1 pseudogene is annotated in these 832 nt (G+C 49.2%); it reads right to left on the minus strand.

The window, feature by feature from the left end:
• Positions 1-115: 115 nt before the first annotated feature.
• Positions 116-832 (minus strand): annotated as a pseudogene (locus AB4Z33_RS31035) (carbohydrate ABC transporter permease); the annotation flags it as partial.

Below are 832 nucleotides of genomic sequence, written 5' to 3' on the forward strand. Positions count from 1 at the left end.
CTGGAACACTTACTTTTGCCGATTCAGACAAAATACAGGCATGGGCTAAGCCATTCGTAATTGTGGCAGTTGAAGAGGGAATTGTAAAGGGACGAGCAAACAACAAGTTTGATCCCATTGCTGTCGCTTGGACCGAGAAAGGCGTGACGCTGGAACGCGACATCGCTGCCGCTTGCGCATCTCCCGATGGGACCATGGATTGGTTAATAACCTGCATCATCCGGTAGGTCAGCGTACGAAGACCTTCGTCCTGTACGAAGTAAGCCGAATCCAGCCATGCATTCCATTGACCGGAGCCGATGAACAAACTCATCGTAGCAAGCAGCGGCATCGAGACCGGAAGAATGATCTTGGCAAAAATCCGTACCTCTGAGGCCCCGTCGATTCTTGCCGACTCCCCCAGCTCCTCGGGAATGTCAGTAAAGAAAGAGATCGCGATTAATAAGAAAAACAAATTGAGCATGCCTGGGATAACATAAACGCCGAATGTATTAATGAGCCCAAGGCTCTTCAGCACGATGTAGAAAGCGATAATACCGCCAGAGAAATTCATCGCTACTACGACAATCGTAAAGTAGCTCTTACGGAAGATAAGATCCCGCTTCGCAAGGCCATATGCGACAAGCCCGGTAAACAAGACGCCTAGAACGGTGCCCACGATGGTCCTTAGCAGTGAAATGCCGAAGGCGCTGATCCACTTCGGATCCTCGAGAAAATAGAGATAGTTTCCAAATGTGAATTGCCTAGGCCACAAATACATGCCGCCGGCCGCGGTGTCGGTTCCGGCATTAAAGGTAATCAACAAAATATAGTAAAACGGATATAGCGTTCC

The sequence above is a fragment of the Paenibacillus sp. 2TAB19 genome (assembly GCF_052115185.1).
Classification (GTDB): domain Bacteria; phylum Bacillota; class Bacilli; order Paenibacillales; family Paenibacillaceae; genus Pristimantibacillus.